This window comes from Pedobacter sp. WC2423, from assembly GCF_040822065.1.
Lineage (GTDB): Bacteria > Bacteroidota > Bacteroidia > Sphingobacteriales > Sphingobacteriaceae > Pedobacter.
This window is the reverse complement of record NZ_CP162005.1, coordinates 2891912-2910665: the sequence shown is the minus strand read 5'-3', so window position 1 is coordinate 2910665 and position 18754 is coordinate 2891912. Positions and strand designations below refer to the sequence as shown.

Sequence of the window (18754 nt, the reverse complement as noted above, 5' to 3'; positions counted from 1 at the left end):
AACTGAAGTCTAGTTAGAGACTATAGTGTTCTTTACGGATCAGATTTAGTGATGATTAATTCAGGCTAGTAAGGAAAATAAGTATAACAAAGTTCACCTACATCATATTTTTCAGATTGCTGTATACCAAGCAGTGCTGTAACTGCATTTTTTGACGAAGTATCTAAATATTGCTCTGTAATTAACGAATAAGTATCTCTATGAATTGAATTTTTTAATAGCCTGTGTGCCTCAATTAAAGGCTTGCCATAAAGCTTTTCAAAGCGGCCAATAGTAAACTCAGCTATTTCACCATAGTGTACAATAGACTTAATGGATAAAGATGTAACGTTGTTACCATATACTTTTAATTTGGTAATCATTTTGTTAAATGCTAAAAGTATAGCTTCAAACTGCTTTAGGATGACATCAACTGGATATGGTTCTCCATAACGGTAAAAAAGGATGGCATCCCCCTCTATTTCTGAGATATTAAAGAATGGATTATTGACTGTGATGATTTTTTGTAAAAGTTTCGAAACGCTAAGGAGCCCGATAGTGCTCTGTGTCTCCTTCACAAAGGTTGTGTATCCGCTGATGTCCACAATACATATCGTGCCTCGTTGATCAATGGTACTTTTTGACATCTTTGTAGCTTCTTTCTTAATTGAAGTTTTGATGATCCTCTTTTTAAGGAGCAAGCTTGAGTCTGGTGATTTCATAACTATATAATATTATAACTATGACAAATTTGCTAATATCCAGACCTTCAAAAAAGGTTAATCGGGGGGTACAAATGGTGATTTAAGGAATGTAGAAATTGTATTCGCTTAGATGGGTGCATTATTGCTGCTGAATCAATTGTACCGAAAAAGCCAAATAAACAGATTTTTATAACTTGTTTATTTGACGATCTGTACGAACGTATTCTTCTGATTATGAAACAGAGTAATGCTTATTGATCCCGGTATTGCTTAGGTGAAAAACCCGTATTTTTCTTAAAATACTTAGTGAAATTGGTGGGGTCTGAAAAAGTTAGTTTATAAGCTATTTCTGAGATAGATAATGACGAATTTTTAAGCAGACATTGTGCCTCCATAATTGTTCTGTCAGTGATCCATTTTGTTAAGGTTCTACCGGTCTCTTTTTTCACTTCACTTCCTAAATGATCTGCGCTTACAGCAAGTGCACTTGCAATTTGATTGCCATTAAAAATTTCTGTCACCTTGCCACTAATTACATCTCTAAAATGATCATCGAGATATTTTCTAAATCTGACGACCAACATCGAGTATCCAAACTGCTGTCCTTCTAATCTGGGTGCTTCAAATAGCATTTCCTTTACCTTATAAAGGAAAGCAATTAATATATTGGTTATCATCTGATATTTAAACTTGCTCTCCGTTTGGTAATGTTCAAGCAGGGTATCCAGTCTTTTAGACACATCTGCTTCCATATCCTTATTTAAGTATATAGGTGGCGTAGTTTCTGCTACTAAAAATGGAAATTCTTTAAATAGATTACCTAAATAGTATTCTTTAATAAACTTTTCTGTAAAAGATAGGATGAAACCTTTCCATGGCTTTTCAATTATAAAAGATTTCAAATGCCCTGGGGTTGTAAAATAAAAACTTGCAGGCATTAATTTAAATAATACATTATCAATTGTATAGCTGCCCGCGCCATCAACAATCATTAGAAAGTTGAAAAAATTGGTACGAAATGGATTTGACTTCATTGGTTCGTCACTAAGATAACAGTCAAGACTACTTATGGAGAAGTCGTTTTCCTGCACTTCCAACTTACCCAATGAAAGTAAAAATTCAGAAATGGAGTTGTAAGTTGTTATTTGATCTGAATTTATTCTTTTCATAAGAGGTAAGATTAGTAGAATGGAATGATTAGGATAGGATTTCGCTTGCTATTTTCTCTGCTGCCATAATTACTGTTAAATTAGTGGCTGTTGAAGGAACATCAGGAAAAATTGAAGCATCAACTACCCTTAGATTTTGAATGCCATATACCAGTCCAGCTTCATTAACAACTGCCTTTGGATCACCAGCAATACCCATTGGAACAGTCGAAGTGGGATGGTGATAAGTATCTAATGCAGCCATTATGGCCTGCATCAATTCAGCATCCTGATCAGTTTCTATTCCAGGCATAATTTCCCCTGTGAAAAACCTGCTCAGAGGAGAAGTTTTTCCAATCTCTCTTGCAAGTTTAACACCGGCCAATAGCCTTTCCTGGTCTGAAATTGAATCCAGAAAATTAAGATCAATGACCGGAGCATCTTCTGGGTTTCTGCTTGCTAATGTAACCTTACCAATTGAAGAGGGCCTGGTTAGTGCGACAGCCAATACAAAACCAACGCCTGTGGGGCTGTATTTTGGATCCAGCAGATGTGTTGCGGTAATGTGTATATCAAGTTCATTTCCTGTGCTTTTAGCTGACTTTGTCCAGAGAAGGGCACCAATCACTGGTGTTTGTTCACCGGCCAATCCTGGATCTACAGCATAGGCATTATAGTAAAAGGGATGATCAAATAGCTGGCTGCCAACAGGGAGATTTTTGACTAAAGGAATATTCAACTTTTTTAAGTCTGCTGAAGGACCAATTCCTGAGCGTAGAAGCGTTGCAGCACTGCCGTAGGTACCTGAAGAAAGAATGATATGCTTTCCATTTATTATTGTTCCGTTCGCGAGTAAGACACCTGTAGCTTCCTCGTTCTCAATCACTACTTTGTTGACCAGGGTGTCTGCAATTATGATTAAGTTTGATCTTTTTCTTACCCCTTCGTTAAGGTAAGTCATACCCGTATTCATTCGCTCTCCGTTTAAAACATTCATTGGATACGGACCTGCTCCATTTTGCTTATCAGCATTGAAGTCATCAATTCTTTCAAATCCATTGCTTTCGGATGCTTCAATGAAAGCACGCTGCAGAGGACTTACTTCATCGAAACTAAGCTGATGAATAGGGAAAATACCGTTACGTCCATGCCACTCGTCTGCACCTGCTGTAGTCTGTTCTAATTTTTTATAAAATGGAAGAACGTCAGCGTGTGTCCACCCCTGGAGGCCATAGGCTGTCCATCGCTCAAAATCTGCTGCTGTTGCCCGGCTGCTTACTGCTCCATTAAGGGTTGAACTTCCTCCAACTACTTTTCCTCTTATCGCATGGATTGGATGTCCAATGTTACCGGAGACAGATTGGTATCCCCATTCAAGCGCTGGATTTCCATTAGCACCTACTATGCTACTGCTGCTTAATTCTTTTGGATAGGAGTCAGGCTCAAAAATAGGACCGGCCTCAATCAGTAGTACCTTATGTAAGGGGTTTTCACTGAGCCTGGCTGCAAGTACTGCACCTGCCGACCCGGCACCTGAAATTATAAAATCATAATGCTGGTCTGTTAGTGAATTTAAACTTTCACTCTGATGAACAAGATTTGAGGGTATTGAATTTTTATGTATCATAATATTAAAGGTGCTGCAATAATCCTGAGGTTCTTCTTGAGCTTTATCAGCCTTTTAGTGGATTAAATCATTTGTGAAATAAGATCCAGTGATATTCAAGATTAGTAGATTTATATAGATAATTACTTGTTTCTAAGATCGTTAATTGGATGTTGCAGATAAAGTAACACTAAGTTTAACAAGAAAAACGGGAGCTCTATAGCAAATCCTTTGAGATCTCTCTGTTGAAGTTGGAAACAGATGATAATCAATATCACTGAAGCCATTAATAAATTGCCTGCAAAAAAGGTTTTAGGGATCATTATAAGCAGTCCGCTTACTAAAGTAAGTATACCAAGGGCATTCATTTCAGCTTTGTCCAAACCCCATTTGACGAACATTTCTAAAACTTCATGTTTTGGTTCCATCATCAATAGTCCTTGTTTTACACCCATAAAGGATGCGAAAACAATTAATGTTATGGTTAGTATTAAATTTATCATAGTTTTATTTTTGAGTGTTTTTTTAGATGTTTCTACAAACTCATTAGCAGGTAAATCTGCTAATGAGTTGATTTTTATTAAATTTTTGCACCGCCATTTGCTATAAAATGATGGCCCGTGATGAATGAAGCTTTTTCACTGATGACCATAGATACTACATCTGCCACATCCTTTGGTAAGCCCATTCTTCCAAGAGGGGTAGCGTCTATGATCTCTTTTTTATAAGGACTGTCTGCTGGCATTTCGGCAAATATTCCCGCCTCATCTATTGCTCCGGGAATTACGCTGTTAACTGTTACTCCACGATGGCCCAGTTCTTTTGCCAGAACCTCTACGAAGTATTTCGGTCCGACTTTACTGCCGCCGTACAGTGCGAAACCTGGATTTACAAAAACGGTAGTGCTGGATGAAATCACGATTATCCGGCCATGATCACTAATGTGAGCAGCTGCCTGTTGCAAGGTGAAAAATGTACCTTTTGTATTAATTCCAAATAATTTATCATACTGTTCTTCCGTATAATCCACCATAGGAACGTTTACTAACTCCATGCCGGCATTGGCGATCACAATATCAATGCGACCAAAATGTTCAAGTGCCTGACTGAACAAATTTTCGATATCACTCTTTTTTTGGATATCTGCTTTTATCGCAATAGCATCCACTCCAAGCATTTTTATATCTTCTACCGCCAGTTCGGCGGCCTGGGTATCGTTTGAGTAATTCAGCACTACATTAATGCCTTCTGATGCTAATTTTTCTGCGATCGCTTTTCCGATACCTTTGCTGCCGCCGGTAATTATTGCGACTTTATTTGCTGATTTTTTCATGGAAATATAATTTAATGGTGTAGCCAGTATAGTGCAGCTCTTTTGCGCTGCGCTATTTCAGGCAGATTGATTATTGATGTGAAATTGGTAGATATATCACCTTCGGCGGTTTGCGTTGATCAGTAAAAGATCGTTACAGAAAGATTTAGATTATCTTATCAGCCAGATAGGTTGTTGCAATATTAATGCGTTGTAAGGGGAGCGTCATCAAACTTGGTAGAAAGCGCTTGTTTTTTCCAGTTGCTTAAGTCAGATGATAGTGTTGCAATTACTTTTCCTGCACCTTCCACGGCTAAGTCACCTATAAATAATCTTGTTGGGGCATTGTCGCTTTGAGAAGCTTCGTATATGACCTGCGCAGTTTTATAAGGACTCCAAGGCTGCTTTCCATTAATTGATGCAAGAAAGTCTTTGAACCCACCAACGCTTTCTTCATATTCAGGTAATACCTTTGCAGGTGATTTTAATGAACCACCAGCAAAATTAGTACGCATTGGGCCAGGCAAAACAGACATCACTCCAATACCAAAACCTGCAACTTCCAGGGCAAGAGAGGCTGAAAATGCTTCAACTGCACTTTTACTGGCCCCGTAAACACTCATCCCCGGGAAAGGAGCAAAACCGCCGATTGCTGTGATCTGAATTATTTTCCCTTGCTTTTGCAATTTCATTTGTGGAAGAACGCTGGTTGTGGTATTGAAAGCACCCCAGAAATTAGTGTCAAACTGTTGTCTTGCTTCCTCCTCAGAGAATTCTTCAGCAGCGCCAATCAGACCAAAACCTGCATTGTTGACTAAAACATCTATTTGTCCATACTCTGAAATTATTTGATTAATTCCTGCCGTAATGTCAGAACTTTTAGTTACATCCATTTTAATGGGATGTGTCTTTCCAGGAACCAAATCATAAAACTCTGAGAATTGATTCTCATTTCTGAGCGTTCCAATAACTATATTGCCATTTTCTGCTGCTACCTTTGCGATTTCACGACCCAAGCCAGTTGACACACCGGTCACTAACCATACTTTTGAATTTTTTATTGTCATTTCGTTTTAGTTTTACTTTCTTATTTAACTATGACAAATTTGCAGGTATTTGAGATCTCAAAAAAGGTTAAAACAAGTGAAGAAATGGTAAATCCAAGTATAAATTACTGGTTTCGATACTCCTTTGGTGAAAATCCAGTGTTTTTTTTGAAGTATTTAGTGAAATTAGTAGGATCTTGAAAGGTTAGCATATAGGAAATTTCTGAGATGGAAAGAGAAGTGTTCTTAATCAGACTCTGCGCTTCTGTTATTGTTCGCTCTGTAATCCAGTTTGTTACAGTCTTACCGGTCTCTTTCTTTACGACAGTACCCATATAATCAGCACTTACAGAAAGTGCTTTTGCAATCTGATTACTATTAGAAATTGCGGTTACCTGACCTCTTAGTACATCCCTGAAGTGATCATCAAGGTGCTTTCTAAATTTAATTACCAGCGAAGAATAACCGAATTGTTTGCCTTCAAGACTGGGCGCAGTTATAAGAATCTCCTTTACTTTATATAGAAAGGTGATGATTAGATTGGTAAGCATTTGATCTTTGAACTGACTTACCGTCTCATAATGCTCTAGCAACGTTTCAAATCTTTTAAGGAGATCTTCCTTCAATATTTGATTTACATATACAGGCGGGGTAGTCTCTGCAACCAAAAATGGAAATTCTGTAAAAAGGTTTCCTGTATAATACTTTTTAATAAAGGTTTCTGTAAAAGACAGTATGAAGCCTTTCCATGGCTTTTCTATCACAAATGATTTTAAATGCCCTGGGGTTGTAAAATAGAAAGTAGAAGGCTTTAACTCAAAAAATATATTGTCAATAGTGTAATTTCCTGACCCATCAACAATCATGAGAAAATTTAAATAATTGGTTCGAAAGGATTCTGACTCCATTGGCTCATCACTTAAATATCCCTCCAGCCTGCTGATCGAAAAGTCACTGTCTTGCGCCGCAGGTTTACCCAATGATATTAGAAATTCAGAAATAGAATTATAGGTAATAACTTTATCCAAGTTCATTTTTTTCATTGAATTTTTACTTTTAATGGAAGGAAGAATTGCCTTTTCATTCATTGAATAAAAATAGATATAATCCTGGTATAAAAACTTTAATTAATATTTTGTTGAGAACATCAACCTGGTCATCAGATATATCTTCGGGTCAAGCGATACTAGTTTATCCAGATAGCGTAGAAGACTCCTAATCTTTTATGCTCATGCTTGTGAAACGAATCTTTAATATATTGATAAAGCAGAGTTAACACTGAAATGTATGTCTGAGCGTAACTTATTCGTTATCAGTCTGTGAATAGCAAATGTGAAAAACTTATACCCGGATACAAAATCATGACTCAGGAAAAATACTTGACAAAAGCACTTGTTGCAGCAATAATTGTCGCCTCTTTAGGGAATTTCGTAGATATTTATGATTTGCTCCTCTTCAGTATCGTACGTGTGAACAGTTTAAAATCCTTCGGACTGGAAGGTGCCCAACTAACGGAAAGTGGAATTTCTTTGCTGAATATCCAAATGGCAGGATTATTACTGGGCGGAATACTGTGGGGAATGCTAGGCGACAGGAAAGGCAGATTATATGTACTGTTTGGTTCCATATTTATCTATTCTGCAGCCAATATGATGAATGCATTTGTACATTCTACCACAACTTATGGCTTATGCCGCTTCATCGCGGGTATAGGGCTGGCGGGAGAGCTCGGCGCAGGTATTACGCTGGTAGCAGAACTGATGCCTAAAGCTAAACGAGGATATGCCACGACCATTGTAGCTGCTACCGGAGTTTTAGGAACACTGGCCGCATACTTTGTGGCCGATCTTTTTGATTGGCGCACGTCATTCTTTGTTGGCGGATGTCTTGGTTTTATCATCCTTTTACTGCGTATCGGAGTAGCAGAATCGGGGATTTTCAAAGAGTCAAAGGAGGCACTGAACAGAGGCAATTTTTTTGCCTTGTTCAGGAACAGGAAGACTTTTTTTAAATACCTGAGATGTATTTTAATCGGATTACCGTTCTGGACAGTTGCGGGTATTTTTATGACGCTATCTCCTGAGTTTGGAAAGGTGCTGAATGTACAGGGAGAGGTCAATGCAGGAGCGAGTGTTGCCTGTTACTCTGCAGGAATTGTATTTGGTGATATGATCAGTGGTTTGCTGAGCCAGATGCTGCAAAGCCGTATTAAAGCAGTATATGTGTTTTTGGCACTTTCAATGCTATCACTGGTTGTCTTTCTTACACAAAATGGTCTTAGTTTACCACATTTTTACTGGTTATGCGGTGCAGTTGGCGTTGCCACGGGATATTGGGTAATATTTATCACCATAGCTACCGAGCAGTTCGGTACAAATATCAGGGCGACTGTTACGACGACAGTTCCTAACTTTGTGCGTGGTGCTGTAATACCTTTATCTTTACTCTTCCAGCTGTTTAAAACTTATTTCAATGGCTCAATTGTCTCTTCAGGTTCAGTTCTTGTGTTGATCAGTTATGGGATCGCTTTCCTGGCGCTGATGAAAATGAAAGATTCCTTTCACAAGGATCTCAATTATATAGAAGAGTTTAACTAGCTACAGATACAAATGAGGGTCTAAAGCTGGTGCAGCATGATTTATTTTACACACCAGGATGGTAGCTGATCCATAAGTATATCAGTATTTTTAAAGAACTGAAAATATACGTTCAAACAAATAAGCTTCAGTTTTGTCTTATATAAAAGCGCTTTCATGAGTCTCATTCCACAAATATTCAAAAATTCAACTTTCAAAGCTGGTATTGTTATACCTAGTCTGATTTTTATTTTTTCAGTTACTTTGGTATCTAGTTTTTTTCCGGTTCAAACAGCCTCCTTACTTGAAACCGTAAAACAATGGATATTTGTCGATTTGAACTGGGTATATGTCTGGTCTGTGACGATTTTTGTGATTTTTCTACTGGTATTGGCTTTTAGCAAATACGGATCTATACGTCTGGGGGATGATGATGAAGAGCCGGAACATTCTTTTTTTTCATGGATTTCGATGCTTTTTGCTGCAGGAATGGGGATAGGACTAATGTATTTTGGAGTGGCAGAACCTATGTCACACTATACAGAAAAGATATTTTCTGGTATGGATCAGGTTCAGCGGTCAAGAAATGCCCAGCTCTATACATTCTTTCACTGGGGAATTCATGCCTGGGCCATTTATGGTATTGTTGGCCTATCACTGGCTTATTTTACATTTCGTTATAAATTGCCTTTATCCCTGCGCAGCTGTATTTATCCAATATTGAAGAATAAAATTAATGGACCGGCAGGTGATGCGATAGATACATTTGCGCTATGCAGTACTTTTTTTGGCATTACGACCACTCTGGGTTTTGGCGTAGTACAACTAAATGCCGGACTTGTTAAAGTCGGCATTTTAAACGATACCGGATTTTGGTATCAGGCAGGGATTATATTTATTATTATGCTGATTTCTGTCCTTTCAGCAATATCAGGCGTAAATAAAGGAGTAAAATATTTAAGTCAGCTCAACATCATTGCAGCTGTCACGCTGATGATTTTTATTCTTATTCTTGGCCCTACTGTTTTTCTGTTAGGCTCATTTTCAGAAGGCATAGGAAGTTACATAAGCCAATTTTTCACACTTACATTCAATACCCACGCCTATGATGAGGCTAGCCAGCCCTGGTTCTTCAACTGGACGATCCTCTACTGGGCATGGTGGATCTCATGGTCTCCATACGTTGGGCTTTTCATTGCCAGAATTTCAAGGGGACGGACAATACGGGAGTTTATCGGTACAGTGCTGATCATTCCTACCTTCTTCAATCTTCTTTGGATGACGGTGTTTGGCAATAGTGCGACCTGGATTGACCGGGCCAGGGGCGGGGTGCTGAGCGGTATTGCAGGGGACACTGACAAGTTGCTTTTTGCTTTCCTGGATCAGTTTCCCTTTTCTACAGTTACCAGTTTTCTTGCCATATTTATCATTTTTATATTCTTCATCACCTCTGCGGATTCCGGTATTTTTGTAATGGACAATATTGCCTCTAACAATTCCAAAAATTCTCCCAAATGGCAGTTGATATTTTGGGGTGTCCTTTTAGGCCTTTTATCTCTTGTATTGCTTAATGCCGGCGGCCTGCAGGCTCTTCAGACAATGACGCTTATTACTGCTTTACCGTTCTCTTTAATTATTTGCCTGTTTTGCTATAGCCTGGTGGTTGGCCTGCGGATAGATTACAACTATTACAGGAAAGGATATTCTCCTGCAGCAAGCAATTGGTCGGGAGAATTCTGGAAGGAACGCCTGAATCACATCTTATCCTATAAAAACAAAGATGCGGTGAATAGTTTTATCACACAGACTGTGCAGCCGGCACTAGATGATCTTGCAAAAGAATTCAAGGCTAAGCAAATTGTAGCCATGGTAAATGTTCTGGATCGTCCGTTCGCTATTGAATTAACGATCAGACATAAAGTGATTGAAGATTTTAAATACGGCGTAAAAACGCATTCAAAAGCAATATCTGAATTCCTGGTGGATGAAATAAACGTTCCTGGGATCAAAAAAAATACAACCTTTATTCCTATTACCTATTTTGGTGATAATCGTCCGGGATACAACATAGAATATTTTAGTCAGCGGGAAATCATTGCTGATGTGCTCAAACAATATGAAAGATTTATTGAACTGTCTTCGGATGTGAAGAACGAAATGTTCCTGGATAATACCCTCAAAGACCTTACTTAAATTTAAAATTGCTCGTATGGCAAATGCAATTTCATACACATTCCCCTTCCTTTGATTAGATACAACAATAGTCGTCCTTCTTTTGGTAGCGTCAGTTAATTCAAAGTATTCCTGTTCATGGATACAGGTTCGCAGTGTGCACAGTATAGTTTTAGCTTACAAATAGCCTTAACTGGCAGCTACTATTTGTACATCTGAGAATTGACTATAATAATCCAAGGACTGGCTACATCCTGGAAACTTACATTTGGTAATTGTTATTGTTTTATATTGATTAATTATTGTTTTACAGTAATTAATCAATATATTTGTTGTACCTAAAATTACCAATATGAATTCTGTTAAAGTTACCGCTAAAATTTTACTGTACCTGTCCAGATTATTATCTTTTCTTTATTTCATCACGTTCATTTATGCCCTGGTTAGTCTTGAAGGCAGACCCGGATCAGTATTTTTGCATGATGCTGATCAGCAGTTTACCATTTATTTTCCTTTTACACATATCCCGTTTTTACTAGGTTTTTACAACCCCATGTATATCTGGCTCGAATTTCTGCCTCTTTTTCTACTGTACGCACTTTTCTTTCTAATGTTAAGCTATGTATTTGAGGCATTTACACAAAAAAGGCTTTTTACACTCAGAGGCTATAATCATTTGCGTATTTTTTATTGGTCCAATCTAACAATTCCTGTAGTTATGCTATTTTTAACGGAGCTGTTAAGCGAAGCCAGGTTTGATGCCTGGAATATAGTAGGGCTGCATTTATTATTGGGTATCTTTATTTTTTTTATGGCTGCTATTTTCAATCAAGGGCTAAAACTTCAGGACGAACAAGATCTAATCTTTTAAATATATGCCAATTATTGTTAATGTTGACGTGATGCTGGCCAGGCGTAAGATGCAGAGTAAGGATCTGGCAGAGAAGTTGGGCATTACCGCTGCAAATTTTTCTATTCTTAAAACCGGCAAAGCTAAAGGCATCAGGTTTGACACCTTGTCTGCTATCTGCAAAATACTGGATTGCCAGCCTGGTGATATATTGGAACATATACCGGATTAACGCGTGAACGTACTTATATAGATTATTTAAATAAACTAAGATGACATTAAGATTTCTGAGTATCCTGGTACTTTTTGTACTGGGCAGGGCTTCTTTTGCCCAAACTAAAGTAAATAAAATTGATAGCTTACTTGGTTTACTTTATGGAAAAGGTAAATTAAACGGTAATGTACTAGTTGCCGAGAAAGGCAAAATCACTTATCTGAAAAGCTTTGGGATAGCTAATGAATCAACCGGCGAGAAGGTGAATGAAAATACTATTTTCGAATTGGCTTCCTGCTCCAAACAATTTACAGCTATGGCGATAATGATATTAAAGGAGCAAGGTAAATTACGATTGGATGACCCGATGTCCAGGTACCTTCCTAAGCTTTCTTTTTATGATAAGATAACTATACGTAACCTTTTGAATCATACAGGTGGTTTGCCAGATTACCTGAGCATTATGGATACTGTATTTGATAAACATAAGATTGCTGTCAATGATGATATCATAGACATTTTTGCGAGGATTAAGCCAGCTCTTGAGTTTAGCCCGGGTACGCAATTCAGCTACAGTAATACAGGTTATGCAATACTGGCTTCCATCATCGAAATAGCATCGGGAGAAAGCTATGCTAATTTCCTTAAAAAGAACATCTTTGAACCTCTGGATATGCAGCGAACCTTTGTATATAACAGAAGACTGCATCCACAAAAGATCAATAACTATGCGTTTGGCTACATTTATTCTAAATACCTTGCAAAATATCTTTTGCCGGATTCTATTGAAAAAGCAAAAGTTGTATACTGGCTTGATGGTGTTGTAGGTGATGGCACAGTAAACTCAACGGTGATTGATTTACTAAAATGGGACCGTGCACTTTATACAGGTAAGTTAATCTCCAAATCCGGTATTCAAATGATGTTTTCTCCGGCCAGACTGAGCAATGGGACACTTACTAAATATGGCTTTGGATGGAAGATAGAGCAGCATGCGGACTATGGAAAGTTAGTTCGTCACAGCGGAGGATGGCCAGGGTACAAAAGTGATATAGAAAGGCATATCGACAATGATAAGACAATCATTGTTTTGCAAAATCATTATGATGCCGAAGAACCTACCAAGGCTATCAGAAGCATTTTGTACGATCAGCCAGTAGCTTTACCTTCCCGGATCCCGTGAGAAGCTTCACCTAGTCCAACTATGCTTTTTACCTCTTAATTCATGGAGTAAAAACGATAGGTCGTTGTGAGTAGAATCCGAATCTGATTTTAGTTCATACGCATTTTTATTAATCCAGCTAAGAGGCTCCTGGCCGGAGACAGTGAAAACAAATAACAGCATGAACAAAATTGAAATTTTGAATTTTATCCAGTAATGGGCTGAGTACACAATTTTTCATAGGCTTTGTGTAAACGTTTTCTAATAAATGCTTTAAAGGTCAAAATTCCATAACCGAAAATACTATTCGTGAAAATAAAAATGGTAGACAGGAGGTTCATTACTTTTAGTTATCCGGATGACAAATGTTGGAAAGAGAGGAATTCAAATCATCAATAATAAGGTCTGTAATCCGATGTCTTTCCCTTATCTTTGCCAATAACTCAATATTCTCATACTGTGATTAATGTAAACAACATTTCCGTTTCATTTGGCGGAACCACCCTGTTTAGCGACGTAACCTTTTCGATAAACGAGAACGATAAAATTGCCCTCATGGGTAAAAATGGCGCAGGTAAGTCGACCATTCTAAAGATCATTGCTGATGTGACTAAACCTACTTCTGGTAATGTCACCGGGCCAAAAGACGCAGTAATAGCTTATTTGCCACAGCATTTGCTCACTGATGACAAGGTTACCGTTTTTGAAGAAACGATGAAAGCTTTTGAAGAGGTAAACCAGATGCAAAAAGAGCTTGATGAACTGAATGAACAGCTTACTATTCGTACCGATTACGACAGTGATGATTATATGAAGCTGATTGAACGGGTGTCGGAACTGAGCGAGAAATTTTATTCGATCGAAGAGACCAACTATGATGCAGAAGTAGAAAAGGTACTCAAAGGCTTAGGTTTTGAGCGTAAAGACTTTACCCGTCAAACCTCTGAGTTTTCGGGAGGATGGCGCATGCGTATCGAGCTGGCCAAAATTCTGTTAAAGAAACCTGACCTCATCTTATTGGATGAGCCTACCAACCACATGGATATCGAGAGTATACAATGGTTGGAAGATTTCCTGATCAACTCGGCAAAAGCGGTTATGGTGATCTCCCACGACCGTGCATTTGTAGATAACATTACCAGTCGTACCATTGAGGTTACCATGGGCAGAATATACGATTACAAAGCCAAATACACTCATTATCTCCAGCTGCGTGCTGACCGCCGTGTACACCAGTTGAAAGCATACGAAGAACAACAACGTTTTATTGCGGATAACCAGGAATTTATTGACCGGTTCAGAGGCACCTATTCCAAAACCCTGCAGGTGCAATCCCGTGTAAAGATGCTCGAAAAACTTGAAGTTATTGAGATCGATGAAGTTGATACTTCTGCCTTAAGATTGAAATTTCCACCATCGCCACGTTCTGGTCAATATCCGATAATTGTAGAAGAGCTCACTAAAACTTACGGAGATCATGTGGTTTTTGAAAAGGCATCCATGGTAATCGAACGAGGAGAAAAACTGGCCTTTGTCGGTAAAAATGGTGAAGGTAAATCGACTATGATCAAAGCCATCATGAGTGAGATTGATTTTGAAGGAAGTTTGAAAGTAGGCCATAATGCTAAGATTGGATACTTTGCCCAAAATCAGGCGTCATTGCTTGATGAGAATTTAACCGTATTCGAAACCATTAACCAGATTCCACTAAGTGATGGCAGTATAAAAGTTAAAGATCTTCTGGGTGCTTTTATGTTCAGCGGCGATGATACGACGAAAAAAGTTAAGGTACTTTCCGGAGGAGAGAAAACCCGTCTGGCCATGATCAAATTGCTGTTAGAACCCGTAAATGTATTAATACTGGATGAGCCAACCAATCATTTGGACATGAAGACCAAAGACATTATCAAGGATGCCCTGAAGGATTTTGACGGTACTTTGATCCTGGTATCCCATGACCGGGATTTCCTGGATGGACTGGTCAAAAAAGTATTCGAGTTTGGTAATAAGCGCGTCAGAGAGCATTTTGAGGATATCAAAGGATTTCTGGCCTATAAGAAAATGAATAGTTTAAAAGAAATCGAACAAGGTTAAACCTTTCAATTTAACCCCTGATAACTAAAATACCTGAAAAGCCTCTCAGTATTACTGAAAGGCTTTTCAGGTATTTTAGTTAATGTTAGTGTAACTCATGCAGTATGATCAGATTTCAATCTCAGTTTTAAAGACCACTGTAGCGTTACCTTTTATCTTAATCAGTACAGGTAAATCGTGCTCGATTTTGACACTGACATTGATCAACCCGGGCCTGTTTATTTTCTCTCCCTGTTTACCGTTGAATTCGAATAGGTTATCCTTAAAATCCACAATTTTATGCTGTATCAGGTATCCACCTAATGGCCCGTTCGCATTACCTGTAACCGGATCTTCATTTATTCCGATTGCAGGGGCAAACATTCTTCCATGGGTTAATACGTCATCTTCATCCGAGTCAAAGGTGAATACAAAATATCCATTGCAATTGATCTGTTTACTCAGTGCAATCAAACTGCTGTAATTTGGATTCAAATCGTTGAGCTTTTCCCTGCTTTTTATCCCGATCATAACTTTTGAATGCCCTGTAGAAGCAATCTGAACCGGGCATCTTTCATCAGTATCAGCAAAATCAAGTCCTAATGCAGCCAATATTTGTTGAGTCGTTAGGGCATCAAATGCAGGACTAAGCTCAAATTTACCCTGGGTCATGATCACCTGGTAATCTTCATTTTCTTTAATAATCTCGAAAGGAAGTATACCAACCTTGGTTTTAAATCTTAAAATACAAGAATTCAATTGGTGTTCAATAGCCTTTGCATACATCGCGGCAATTGTAGCATGTCCACAAATCGGAACTTCTGCTGTTGGCGTAAAATATCTGATTAAGCCATCAGAATCACTGTCATCAGCAGAGAAAAGAAAAGCCGTCTCAGAATTGTTTAATTCTCTTGCAATCTGTTGCATTTGAGTCTCATTCAATCCGTCGGCATTTACAACTACTCCTGCCGGATTTCCACTAAATCTATCTTTGGTAAAAACATCTATTTGATATATTTTAAAAGTCTTCATATTCGTTTCAAGTTTCTGGTGAGTTTTGACTTTATAAATTTTCAATATGGAATTATTAATGAATCAAGTTTTAAATATATCCAATTTAAGATTTATTGCGGTGAGAACTGATCTGATTTCTTTACTTCAGTGTTACCCCTTACGCAAGCCCTTGATGCTTATTGCCCGAGCGTTGTTGCCGTATAACCGAAATGCTTTTTAAATGCAAAAGAAAAATGCGACAGATCCTCAAATCCCAGATCAAGATAAATTTCATTGGATGCTTTTTTCTCCTTTTCAATAAGAAAATGCGCTTCTTGCAATCGTCTTTGTACAAGCCAGCGATTAGGAGTTTGCTTGAAGATATCTTTAAAATCTCTTTTAAATGCAGACAGGCTTCTTCCTGTAAGGTAAGCTAATCGTTCCAGGCTCACATTAAACTTATAATGTTGCTGCATATAGGCTTCCAGATCGATTCTGCCAGGCTTTCCAAAGTCAAAGAATAAGTTGACCAGCTCTGGTTGTATAGCTAACAGGAGCTGAACGAAGTTTTCTCTGATATGGTCAGTACATTCTGGCATTGATTCCTGAATTTGGTAGGCAGGCAGTTGTTTAAGTATGAAATCTGTAATAGCCGGCTTACTGTCCAGTAGAATAAAAACATCAGAGACAAAATATCCTGCTGCTGAAACACCATATTTCTTTTGATACTTTTTCAGAAATTCCTGATCCAGTACAATCACTATTTTTTCAAATTCATTCTGGTCTTTTTGCTTATTGTATCTTGCCAATCTGTTTTTACGCACGATACAACATTCCCCAGGCTCTATTTTTTTGTGTTTTGTACCATCATAGCCATTCATTTTACCTTTAATTATAAAAATAAAAATGTGCTCCGGTACAAATTGCTCCGGTGAAATCTGCGGGCCGAGGTAACAGGACGTTATGCCAGTGATCTTCATATTAATGCTAATTTACAGGTTTTTGCCACTTTTTAAATACCTGTGTATGAACATTCAGTACACAAATTTCCTATCCTGTTATTCATTCCGCTATTCTTTAGCCAGTTTTTTAATATCACTGATTTCCAGAACCTGTTTGGGGTAACCATTGCGTACTGCATGAATCATGGCCTGGCCCAGTTCATTCAAACTGATTATGCTTTTAGGTGAAAAAACACGGATGATATTTACAATAATTACATAGCGCATTTTAGCATTTTTCTGTCCTTTTACAGGAGACATGCCTCCCGGACGAAAATTATATTGTCCTTTAAATGGCAATTTCATCAGTTCATTTTCAGTTTTACCTTTAACCCTGGCCCACATCATTTTGCTTTTCTCTGTGCTATCGGTACTTGCACCTGTAATGTAATTGAAAACCATAGCTGGATTAATTGCAACCAGTGTTTTCGCAAATTGCAGTGTGGTATCGTAAGTAATGACAGTGTACTTTTCTTCATTCATACCTACAGAACTAATACCGGCACAGAAAAAGCAAGCATCATAACTCTTTAACGCATCACTATAATCTGCTATTTTTAGAAAGTCAGGAACCAGTAACTCCTTTAATTTAGGATGTATAATGTCCAGATGTTTTCTATTGACCATCAATATTGCTGTAATTGCATTATTTTGCAGGCATTCTAATAGAACACCCTGACCCGCCATTCCTGTTGCCCCTGTTAGTATTATTTTCATAGGTTATATTTTATTAGACTTTCTGCTGTAGCCAGTATTGCTTCTTCATTAGATCGTGGCTGCCAGCCTAAAATGTTCCTTGCTTTTTCGTTGCTTGCATTTCGGTTGATGCCCAGCATTGGTGCAATTGCTTTGGCCTTCGGACTGAATAATGCAGCCAGACGGACAAGCCAGTCGGGTAAAGTTTTTGTTGATGCATTTTTTGCTGCTTCCGGTAGCGTATGCTTTAAAAATAAGGCTATTTGTGGCAGAGACATAGTCCCGCCTGCTAATGCAATAAAGCGTTCTCCATGAGCAGCCGGATTAGTCATTGCAAGAATATGTAAGTCTGCAACATCACGAACATCCACGATACCCAAAACCAAATTAGGTATGGCTTTCATAGAACCGTCCAGTATGTTTTTTACTAATTCAAATCCACTTGACAAATCAGCATTGAATGAAGGGCCGAAAATCCCCATTGGATTGATTACAGAAAGCTCTAAATCACCACCCGCTGTTTTTATGAAATCCCAGGCTGCACGTTCAGCTAAAACTTTGGATTTGTTGTAAGCCGATAACCCTTTTTCATTCGGATTTGTCCAGCTTTCTTCTGTAATCAAAGCTGTTTTGTCTTTGTGACTGTAGCCTACTGCTCCGAAATTGGAAGTCATGACTACACGTTTTACACCTGCATCCCTGGCTGCTTTCAATACACGAAGTGTTCCGTCTACCGCAGGTTTTATCATTTCATTTTCGTCTTTAGGGACCTTTAAATTAATGGGTGATGCAATGTGTAAAACATAATCACAGTCTTTTACGGCCTCTTCCCAATTTGTATCACTGGTTAAATCCGCTTCTATAAATTTAAGCTTATCAAATTGAATAATTCCAGCTGTTTTCAGCATGGCTATTATCTCTGTTTTTCGTTTTAAAGAACGCAATGTAGTTTTTACCTGGTAACCTTTTTGCAGCAGCTGATGGATCGCATGAATGCCGACAAATCCAGTACCACCTGTTACTAAAACTAATGTTTGATTATTTTCCTTAAGCATATGAATGAAATGAGGATACAAAGATGAATGTTAATTTGCCATCATGCTTTGTTGAAAAGTCCAAACTTCAATTGTTGGAGAGTTCGGGCCATAGCTATTTGTCGGGGAGTTGTCAATCTGCTGCTCTGTCAATAAATGACTGCCTTGCGATTTTGCAGTTTTATAAG

17 protein-coding genes are annotated in these 18754 nt (G+C 38.2%); 6 read left to right on the top strand and 11 right to left on the bottom strand.

Going from position 1 to position 18754, the window contains the following annotated elements; all coding sequences use genetic code 11:
- Positions 1 to 65: 65 nt before the first annotated feature.
- From AB3G38_RS11785 to AB3G38_RS11755, 7 genes are all read right to left on the bottom strand, one after another.
- Positions 66 to 701, bottom strand: a complete 636-nt coding sequence (locus AB3G38_RS11785; RefSeq protein WP_367868664.1) for a DUF2652 domain-containing protein — start codon at positions 699 to 701, stop codon at positions 66 to 68.
- Between the two features lie 233 nt (positions 702 to 934).
- On the bottom strand, positions 935 to 1852 hold the full coding sequence (locus AB3G38_RS11780) for a helix-turn-helix transcriptional regulator (RefSeq protein WP_367868663.1): 918 nt from the start codon (positions 1850 to 1852) through the stop codon (positions 935 to 937).
- Positions 1853 to 1880: 28 nt separating this feature from the next.
- Positions 1881 to 3458: a GMC family oxidoreductase gene (locus tag AB3G38_RS11775; RefSeq protein ID WP_367868662.1), complete on the bottom strand. Its 1578-nt coding sequence runs from the start codon at positions 3456 to 3458 to the stop codon at positions 1881 to 1883.
- 122 nt (positions 3459 to 3580) lie between these two features.
- Positions 3581 to 3868 (bottom strand): hypothetical protein, encoded by a 288-nt coding sequence (locus AB3G38_RS11770; RefSeq protein ID WP_367868661.1) that lies wholly within the window; start codon positions 3866 to 3868, stop codon positions 3581 to 3583.
- A gap of 149 nt (positions 3869 to 4017) precedes the next feature.
- On the bottom strand, positions 4018 to 4770 hold the full coding sequence (locus AB3G38_RS11765; protein WP_367868660.1) for an SDR family oxidoreductase: 753 nt from the start codon (positions 4768 to 4770) through the stop codon (positions 4018 to 4020).
- A gap of 182 nt (positions 4771 to 4952) precedes the next feature.
- A complete protein-coding gene (locus tag AB3G38_RS11760) occupies positions 4953 to 5816 on the bottom strand; it encodes an SDR family NAD(P)-dependent oxidoreductase (protein ID WP_367868659.1) in 864 nt (287 codons plus the stop codon).
- A 104-nt stretch (positions 5817 to 5920) separates the two neighbouring features.
- The gene (locus tag AB3G38_RS11755; RefSeq protein WP_367868658.1) at positions 5921 to 6838 is read right to left on the bottom strand and encodes a helix-turn-helix domain-containing protein; all 918 of its coding nucleotides are present in this window, start codon (positions 6836 to 6838) and stop codon (positions 5921 to 5923) included.
- Positions 6839 to 7156: 318 nt separating this feature from the next.
- On the opposite strand from AB3G38_RS11755, the gene AB3G38_RS11750 reads away from it, so the two are divergent.
- The 6 genes from AB3G38_RS11750 (at position 7157) to AB3G38_RS11725 (ending at position 14863) form a co-directional block, all read left to right on the top strand.
- The gene (locus tag AB3G38_RS11750; RefSeq protein ID WP_367868657.1) at positions 7157 to 8392 is read left to right on the top strand and encodes an MFS transporter; all 1236 of its coding nucleotides are present in this window, start codon (positions 7157 to 7159) and stop codon (positions 8390 to 8392) included.
- A gap of 156 nt (positions 8393 to 8548) precedes the next feature.
- Positions 8549 to 10564, top strand: a complete 2016-nt coding sequence (locus AB3G38_RS11745) for a BCCT family transporter (RefSeq protein WP_367868656.1) — start codon at positions 8549 to 8551, stop codon at positions 10562 to 10564.
- A 331-nt stretch (positions 10565 to 10895) separates the two neighbouring features.
- The gene (locus tag AB3G38_RS11740; protein WP_367868655.1) at positions 10896 to 11414 is read left to right on the top strand and encodes a hypothetical protein; all 519 of its coding nucleotides are present in this window, start codon (positions 10896 to 10898) and stop codon (positions 11412 to 11414) included.
- A 4-nt stretch (positions 11415 to 11418) separates the two neighbouring features.
- Positions 11419 to 11625, top strand: a complete 207-nt coding sequence (locus tag AB3G38_RS11735; protein WP_367868654.1) for a helix-turn-helix domain-containing protein — start codon at positions 11419 to 11421, stop codon at positions 11623 to 11625.
- Between the two features lie 40 nt (positions 11626 to 11665).
- Entirely contained in the window at positions 11666 to 12790 is a 1125-nt protein-coding gene (locus AB3G38_RS11730; protein ID WP_367868653.1) for a serine hydrolase domain-containing protein, read from the top strand.
- A gap of 438 nt (positions 12791 to 13228) precedes the next feature.
- Positions 13229 to 14863 carry an ABC-F family ATP-binding cassette domain-containing protein gene (locus AB3G38_RS11725; protein ID WP_367868652.1) on the top strand — a complete coding sequence of 545 codons (1635 nt, stop codon included), beginning with the start codon at positions 13229 to 13231 and terminating at the stop codon, positions 14861 to 14863.
- Positions 14864 to 14971: 108 nt separating this feature from the next.
- Here the strand turns inward: AB3G38_RS11725 and AB3G38_RS11720 are convergent, their stop codons facing one another.
- The 4 genes from AB3G38_RS11720 to AB3G38_RS11705 form a co-directional block, all read right to left on the bottom strand.
- Positions 14972 to 15874 (bottom strand): PhzF family isomerase, encoded by a 903-nt coding sequence (locus AB3G38_RS11720; protein ID WP_367868651.1) that lies wholly within the window; start codon positions 15872 to 15874, stop codon positions 14972 to 14974.
- A gap of 158 nt (positions 15875 to 16032) precedes the next feature.
- Positions 16033 to 16815 (bottom strand): helix-turn-helix domain-containing protein, encoded by a 783-nt coding sequence (locus AB3G38_RS11715; RefSeq protein ID WP_367868650.1) that lies wholly within the window; start codon positions 16813 to 16815, stop codon positions 16033 to 16035.
- A 90-nt stretch (positions 16816 to 16905) separates the two neighbouring features.
- Positions 16906 to 17553 (bottom strand): epimerase, encoded by a 648-nt coding sequence (locus AB3G38_RS11710; protein ID WP_367868649.1) that lies wholly within the window; start codon positions 17551 to 17553, stop codon positions 16906 to 16908.
- Positions 17550 to 18587 (bottom strand): SDR family oxidoreductase, encoded by a 1038-nt coding sequence (locus tag AB3G38_RS11705; RefSeq protein WP_367868648.1) that lies wholly within the window; start codon positions 18585 to 18587, stop codon positions 17550 to 17552. The genes AB3G38_RS11710 and AB3G38_RS11705 overlap by 4 nt, the downstream gene beginning before the upstream one ends.
- Between the last annotated feature and the right edge of the window lie 167 nt (positions 18588 to 18754).

What these genes read in the sequence shown, in the direction of transcription:
- AB3G38_RS11730 (WP_367868653.1), top strand. Translation starts at nt 11,666, where the DNA reads ATGACATTAAGATTTCTGAGTATCCTGGTACTTTTTGTACTGGGCAGG.
- AB3G38_RS11745 (WP_367868656.1), top strand. Translation starts at nt 8,549, where the DNA reads ATGAGTCTCATTCCACAAATATTCAAAAATTCAACTTTCAAAGCTGGT.
- AB3G38_RS11740 (WP_367868655.1), top strand. Translation starts at nt 10,896, where the DNA reads ATGAATTCTGTTAAAGTTACCGCTAAAATTTTACTGTACCTGTCCAGA.
- AB3G38_RS11735 (WP_367868654.1), top strand. Translation starts at nt 11,419, where the DNA reads ATGCCAATTATTGTTAATGTTGACGTGATGCTGGCCAGGCGTAAGATG.
- AB3G38_RS11780 (WP_367868663.1), bottom strand. Translation starts at nt 1,852, where the DNA reads ATGAAAAGAATAAATTCAGATCAAATAACAACTTACAACTCCATTTCT.
- AB3G38_RS11715 (WP_367868650.1), bottom strand. Translation starts at nt 16,815, where the DNA reads ATGAAGATCACTGGCATAACGTCCTGTTACCTCGGCCCGCAGATTTCA.
- AB3G38_RS11710 (WP_367868649.1), bottom strand. Translation starts at nt 17,553, where the DNA reads ATGAAAATAATACTAACAGGGGCAACAGGAATGGCGGGTCAGGGTGTT.
- AB3G38_RS11775 (WP_367868662.1), bottom strand. Translation starts at nt 3,458, where the DNA reads ATGATACATAAAAATTCAATACCCTCAAATCTTGTTCATCAGAGTGAA.
- AB3G38_RS11720 (WP_367868651.1), bottom strand. Translation starts at nt 15,874, where the DNA reads ATGAAGACTTTTAAAATATATCAAATAGATGTTTTTACCAAAGATAGA.
- AB3G38_RS11705 (WP_367868648.1), bottom strand. Translation starts at nt 18,587, where the DNA reads ATGCTTAAGGAAAATAATCAAACATTAGTTTTAGTAACAGGTGGTACT.
- AB3G38_RS11765 (WP_367868660.1), bottom strand. Translation starts at nt 4,770, where the DNA reads ATGAAAAAATCAGCAAATAAAGTCGCAATAATTACCGGCGGCAGCAAA.
- AB3G38_RS11755 (WP_367868658.1), bottom strand. Translation starts at nt 6,838, where the DNA reads ATGAAAAAAATGAACTTGGATAAAGTTATTACCTATAATTCTATTTCT.
- AB3G38_RS11750 (WP_367868657.1), top strand. Translation starts at nt 7,157, where the DNA reads ATGACTCAGGAAAAATACTTGACAAAAGCACTTGTTGCAGCAATAATT.
- AB3G38_RS11770 (WP_367868661.1), bottom strand. Translation starts at nt 3,868, where the DNA reads ATGATGGAACCAAAACATGAAGTTTTAGAAATGTTCGTCAAATGGGGT.
- AB3G38_RS11760 (WP_367868659.1), bottom strand. Translation starts at nt 5,816, where the DNA reads ATGACAATAAAAAATTCAAAAGTATGGTTAGTGACCGGTGTGTCAACT.
- AB3G38_RS11785 (WP_367868664.1), bottom strand. Translation starts at nt 701, where the DNA reads ATGAAATCACCAGACTCAAGCTTGCTCCTTAAAAAGAGGATCATCAAA.